The 6,626-nt window shown below is 45.5% G+C and carries 2 protein-coding genes and 1 rRNA gene; 2 read left to right on the plus strand and 1 reads right to left on the minus strand.

Annotated features, from left to right (window positions below; all coding sequences use genetic code 11):
* The first annotated feature begins 313 nt into the window (after positions 1-313).
* Complete coding sequence (gene gltB, locus FK220_RS17060) at positions 314-4,822, plus strand: glutamate synthase large subunit (RefSeq protein ID WP_152575546.1); 4,509 nt, start codon at positions 314-316, stop codon at positions 4,820-4,822.
* 10 nt (positions 4,823-4,832) lie between these two features.
* Positions 4,833-6,299, plus strand: a complete 1,467-nt coding sequence (locus FK220_RS17065) for a glutamate synthase subunit beta (protein WP_152575547.1) — start codon at positions 4,833-4,835, stop codon at positions 6,297-6,299.
* A 253-nt stretch (positions 6,300-6,552) separates the two neighbouring features.
* Here the strand turns inward: FK220_RS17065 and rrf are convergent.
* Positions 6,553-6,626 (minus strand): 5S ribosomal RNA (gene rrf / locus FK220_RS20325); the annotation flags it as partial.

Genomic DNA, 6,626 nt, shown 5'->3' on the forward strand with positions numbered 1-6,626 from the left:
ACTGGTTATTTCCCTATACCCCCTCTTTTTCTTGAAAGTAAACATGAAAAATCCACTTGTTTGGGGAGTAAGCACTATTCATGAGGGGGTCAAGCAGATGAAACTGATTTCTTTTTACACATACCCCCTGAAATCCGGAAAGATTATCCTCATAGAGGTCCTTTTTATTGGAATCATAAATTAGACCGCTAAAAATTCACATTTGTACATTTTTTAAGGTTTTATTTAAAACCTTGATTTTTTTATTTGATTTACTCGAAAATGATGATTATAATTCAACTAAAACTATATTTTTGAAGAAATGTCATGATCTATGAAATTGAAAAAACAAGGATTGTACCTGCCGGAATTTGAGCATGATAACTGCGGTGCCGGGTTTATCTGCAGTCTGAAGGGAAAGAAGTCGAACGATATAATTCACAAGGCCCTCGAGATATTGGATAAGTTAGAGCACAGGGGGGCTGTAAGTGCAGATGGAAAAACCGGTGATGGAGCGGGGATTTTAATAGATATTCCTCATGATTTCTTTCAAGCCGAATGTAGCTTTGAATTACCGGCACCGGGAGAATATGCGGTCAGCAATGTATTCTTGCCCCAGAAAGAAAATCAGCGAAATTTCTGCATTTCGATATTTGAGGAAAACATAGCAAAACAGGGGTTACGACTCTTAGGCTGGCGTGATGTTCCCGTAAATAGGTCGGTACCAGGGCGTATTGCCATGGAAACCGAGCCGTTCGTAAAACAGGTTTTTATCGGGAAAGAAAATTCGGAGCAAAACGAATTCGATTTCAACCTTAAGTTATTTATTGCCCGAAAGGTTACCGAGCATGCTATCCTCGATTCAAAACTCTCGGAAAGCAAATTTTTTTACCTGCCTAGTCTTTCCACAAAAATCATCATATTCAAGGGCCTTCTGATGCCCAAGGATATTAGCCTTTACTACAAGGATTTAATGGATTCAAGGGTAGTTACCCGACTTTCCTTGGTACACCAGCGATTTTCGACCAACACCTTCCCTACCTGGGATCTCGCACAACCGTTCCGCTATATGTGTCACAACGGGGAAATCAATACCTTGCGGGGCAATGTTACCCGCATGCATTCGCGTGAAGAGTTGCTTAAAAGTGATTGGTTCGGTGATGAAATCAAAAACATACTTCCTATCATACTTCCCGGCAAATCGGATTCCGCCACCATGGATATGGTCGTTGAACTATTGCTAATGACTGGCCGATCACTCCCAGAGGTTATGATGATCCTGGTTCCCGAAGCTTGGGAAAAGAATCCGGATATGTCGGAGGCTAAAAGGGCTTTCTATGAATATCATAGCTGTATGATGGAGCCTTGGGACGGCCCGGCCTCCATTCCTTTCACCGATGGCAACTACATTGGCGCGGTACTCGATAGAAACGGTTTACGACCTTCTAGATATTCGGTAACAAAGAATGGCTATGTCATTATGTCCTCCGAGACAGGCGTAGTCGATATCGCTCCTGAGAATGTGGAATTTCATGGCCGTTTAGAGCCCGGAAAAATGTTTTTGGTAAACATGGAAGAGGGCCGTATCGTCAACGATGAGGAAATCAAGGAAGAAATTGCGCAAAGACATCCCTACAAAAAATGGTTGGACCAAAACTTGGTTCATCTGCGAGATATCCCTTATAACGACTGTCCGTTGTTCCTAGGTGAAGCTTCTTTGGACAAAAGAAAGGCAGCTTTTGGATATACCCTTGAGGATATCAATACCATAATCCTGCCGATGGGCAAGAACGCAAAGGAACCGATCGGTTCCATGGGATCGGATACGCCTATTGCAGTTTTGTCCGAACGACCACAATTGATATACAATTATTTCAAGCAGTTGTTCGCCCAGGTGACAAATCCACCTTTGGATGGTATCCGGGAAGAATTAATCACCGATATCAGCCTTACCCTCGGCAGTGACCAGAATATTTTCGATTTTAATGAACTACACTGCCGCAAGTTAAAAATCCAGAATCCGGTCATCTCCAAAGAAGATCTGGACAAAATCAAAAACTACGATGCGAGTCCCGACTATCGCGTGACATCCATTCCTATTCTTTATGAAATCGAAAAGGGGCTGAACGGTCTGGAAGATGCCTTGGATTCGATTTTAAAAAAGGCGACCACCGAAATCGACCTTGGGACGAACATAATCATTCTATCAGACCGAAACGTAAACGAAAAAATGGCCCCTATCCCAGCGCTTTTGGCCTGTTCATTCGTGAATAGTGGTCTGCAACGCTTGGGCAAACGCTCCAAGCTCAGTGTAATCGTCGAATCGGCCGAACCCCGAGAGGTGCATCACTTTGCGTTATTATTCGGTTTTGGGGCGAGTGCCATCAACCCTTATTTGGTAAATGAAATCATCGGAGAGCAAATAGAAGAACACGATATCACTGATTTTACCTTTGACGAAGCCATTAAAAACTACAACAAGGCCATTGGAAAGGGCATCCTCAAAGTAATGAACAAAATCGGTATCTCCACACTGAACTCCTATAGGGGGTCGCAACTGTTTGAATGTATCGGCATCAATACCAAAGTAGTCGATAAATATTTTCCAAATACGCCCACCCGAATACAGGGTATTGGGCTCTATGAAATAGAAAAAGAGATTGCAAAAAGACATTCCAAGGCATTTGCCAAGAAAGAAGTGGCCGCGAATTTGGACCTTGAAATGGGCGGGGAATATCGATGGAGAAGAGATGGGGAGAAGCATATGTTCAATCCACTTTCAATCGCAACGCTACAGAAAGCAGTGCGTAATAATGAGCCCAATACGTACAGGGAGTTCTCCCAAATGGTCAATGAGCAATCCAAAAATTTGATGACTATTAGAGGATTGTTCGAATTTTCGAACTTTGATCCAATTCCTATTGAAGAAGTAGAGCCATGGACCGAAATTGTTAAGCGTTTTAAAACGGGTGCGATGTCCTATGGCTCTATCAGTAAGGAAGCCCACGAAAATCTTGCCATTGCCATGAACCGCATCGGCGGCAAGAGTAATTCCGGTGAAGGAGGAGAGGATTCCGAACGGTTTTATAAAAATGCCACAGGCGATTGGCGTAATAGTGCCATAAAACAAGTTGCTTCGGGGCGTTTTGGCGTCACTTCCGACTATCTGACCAACGCCCAAGAAATACAGATTAAAATGGCACAGGGCGCCAAACCTGGGGAAGGCGGACAGTTGCCAGGTCCGAAGGTAAATCCGGCCATTGCCAAAACACGGAATTCAACACCCTATGTTGGTCTTATTTCCCCACCTCCCCATCACGATATCTATTCGATTGAAGATTTGTCACAACTCATTTTTGATTTGAAATCGGCCAACCGCGAAGCACGAATCAATGTGAAACTCGTGTCAGAAGTGGGTGTGGGAACCGTGGCGGCAGGGGTTTCAAAGGCAAAGGCCGACGTTATTCTTATTTCAGGCTTTGATGGCGGTACCGGAGCATCGCCCCTTACCTCCTTAAAGCACGCTGGTCTACCCTGGGAATTAGGGATTGCGGAAGCCCAACAGACCCTTGTCATGAACGACTTGAGAAACCGAATTGTTTTAGAGTGCGACGGACAGTTAAAAACAGGGCGCGATGTTGCAGTCGCCTGTTTGCTTGGCGCGGAAGAATTTGGTTTTGCCACCGCTCCCCTGGTCGCTTCCGGTTGTATCATGATGCGGGTATGCCATCTGAATACTTGTCCGGTAGGTATTGCTACCCAAAATCCGGAATTGCGTAAAAAGTTCGAAGGCAAACCGGAGCATGTTGTCAATTATATGTATTTCGTGGCCCAGGAACTAAGGGAAATCATGGCAAAGCTTGGCTTTCGAACCGTTGATGAAATGGTAGGTCAAGTACAAAAGCTCGATCGCAAGAAAGCCATTGACCACTACAAGTCTGCAGGAATCGACTTGACGCCCATTTTACATCAGGTTGCGGTACCAAAAGGGACCAAATTTTACAACACCCAAAAACAACATCACGATATCGACCAATCGATTGAGTTTGAAATCATTGAGAGGGCCAATCCATCGTTGTTCCGAAAGGAAAAATTGACACTGGATTTTCCCATCAAGAATACGGATCGGGCGGTAGGAGCCATCATTAGTAATGAAATTTCCAAAATTTACGGAGCACAAGGCCTGCCGATCAATACCTTAAAAATCAACTTTACCGGGTCTGCCGGCCAAAGTTTCGGAGCCTTCGCTACTAGAGGGTTGACCCTAACCGTGAATGGCAATACGAACGATTATTTAGGAAAAGGACTTTCCGGTGCAAAATTGGTCATAAAAGTACCCGATGGGTCTACCATTGTACCCGAAGATAACGTAATTACGGGGAATGTAACCCTGTACGGTGCCACCGCAGGTAGGGCATATATCAACGGTAAGGCAGGAGAACGTTTCTGTGTTCGTAATTCAGGCGCCAAGACGGTCGTGGAAGGTATCGGTGATCATGGCTGTGAATATATGACCGGCGGTGTGGCGGTCATACTTGGTGAAGTCGGGAGAAACTTTGGGGCCGGAATGAGCGGTGGTATCGCCTATGTGTACGATAAGAACAAAAACTTCGAAAGGAAATGTAATAAAGAGGCGTTAAACCTTTTGCCAGTGGAGGAAGAACAGGATATTGAGCAATTAAAGGACTTGATTGAAAGTCACTACAACTATACCATGAGCCCATTGGCCCAGCGAATTTTGGAAAATTGGGACAGCTGTTTAAAAGATTTTGTCAAAGTGTTCCCCGAAGAATATCGCCAAGCCTTGATCCGTTTGGAAAAAGAAAAATTACAAACAACATAAATATCGAGACATGGGAAAGATAACAGGGTTTTTGGAGTTCGATAGAAAAGTGGAAGCCTATGCTCCCGTAGAGGAGCGGGTGAAAAACTACAAGGAGTTTACCCGGCCCCTCAAGGAAAAGGAGTTGAAAGAACAGGGTGCGCGCTGTATGGATTGCGGCATCCCCTTTTGCCATAGCGGTTGCCCGTTAGGGAATTTAATTCCTGATTTCAACGATGCCGTGTACCGGGGCAAATGGGAAAAGGCGGCCCACATTCTACATTCGACCAACAACTTTCCGGAGTTCACCGGTCGTTTATGTCCCGCGCCTTGTGAGGAAGCCTGCGTATTGGGAATTAATGAAGATCCCGTCTCCATTGAGAATATTGAAAAAAATATCGCGGAGAAAGCTTTTGAAAACGGATGGGTCAAACCGGCACCACCTATTACAAGAACCGAAAAAAAAGTGGCGGTCATCGGGTCCGGACCTGCGGGATTGGCTGCGGCGCAGCAGTTGAATAGAGCGGGACACTGGGTGACCGTTTTTGAAAGGGATGAGAAACCTGGCGGATTATTACGCTATGGTATCCCGGATTTCAAGATGGAAAAACATGTCATCGATCGTAGACTGCAAATTTTGGAAGAAGAGGGAATCGAGTTTAAATGTGACGTACATGTAGGGGTAGACGTTAAGGCGGAAGCACTGAAGAATGATTATGATGCGATTGTACTTTGTGGAGGTGCTACGGTGCGAAGAAATTTACCGATTGAAGGAGCGAACCTGAAAGGGGTTGTCCAGGCTATGGATTTTTTACCGCAAAACAACCGTCGGGTCGATGGAATAAAAAAGTTCGAGAACGAAATACTGGCTACCGGTAAGGACGTCGTCGTCATTGGTGGTGGTGACACGGGTTCCGATTGTATCGGCACTTCCATCCGACAGGGAGCGAAATCGGTCTCCAATTTTGAAATCATGCCGATGGCGACCACCGACCGGCCTGAAGGTCAACCATGGCCCTTTTGGCCGATGCGCTTACGAACAAGCTCCTCCCACAAGGAGGGAGCCGAACGCTATTTCAGTATCTCGACCAAGAAGTTCGTAGGAGATAAGGACGGTAACCTGACCGGGCTTGTCACCGCTGAAGTCGAATGGATTCACGAGCCAGGAAAACGACCCATTTTGAAGGAGATTGAAGGTACCGAAAAAGAATGGAAATGTAATCTGGCCTTGCTGGCACTCGGATTTACCGGCTCTGAAATGACCCTGGCAGAGCAGTTAGGATTGGAAGCTGATCCACGTACCAATATCAAAGCATCGACAAAAGACTATAAAACCAATGTTCCCGGTGTATTTGTAGCAGGTGACCAACGCAGGGGGCAATCGCTGATTGTTTGGGCCATTTCGGAAGGTAGGCAGGCCGCGCATCATGTCGATACCTATCTAATGGGAGAATCATATCTACCGTTGAAAGGCGAGGGCGATTTGCCGAGAGTGTAAAAAAAGTTTCCCCTTGTATGAATTAGTTGGAATAGCCGCCTCTTTAAGGGGGCGGTTTTTTCATGTAAAATAGAAACGGTTAAAGAATCAGACCTTCAGAAGAGGGAAAACCTTTAAAGAAGAAAATGAATCGAGGGGGTTGATTCGTAATTTTGTTAAAACGAACCGGGTTTTGTACGGTCGAGCCCTTCGTCTCCTCCGGGCCCTTTTGCATAAAAAAAGCCCCGCATCTTTCGATGCGGGGCTTTTCGAGGTAAGGCGGCGACCTACTCTCCCACTTGGTATAGCAGTACCATCGGCGCTAACGGGCTTAACTTCCCTGTTCGG

Source organism: Pelagihabitans pacificus (genome assembly GCF_009371985.2).
Lineage (GTDB): Bacteria > Bacteroidota > Bacteroidia > Flavobacteriales > Flavobacteriaceae > Pelagihabitans > Pelagihabitans pacificus.

Bases quoted from the DNA above. Each gene is read 5' to 3' on its own strand.
- gltB (WP_152575546.1), top strand. From the start codon at position 314: ATGAAATTGAAAAAACAAGGATTGTACCTGCCGGAATTTGAGCATGAT.
- FK220_RS17065 (WP_152575547.1), top strand. From the start codon at position 4,833: ATGGGAAAGATAACAGGGTTTTTGGAGTTCGATAGAAAAGTGGAAGCC.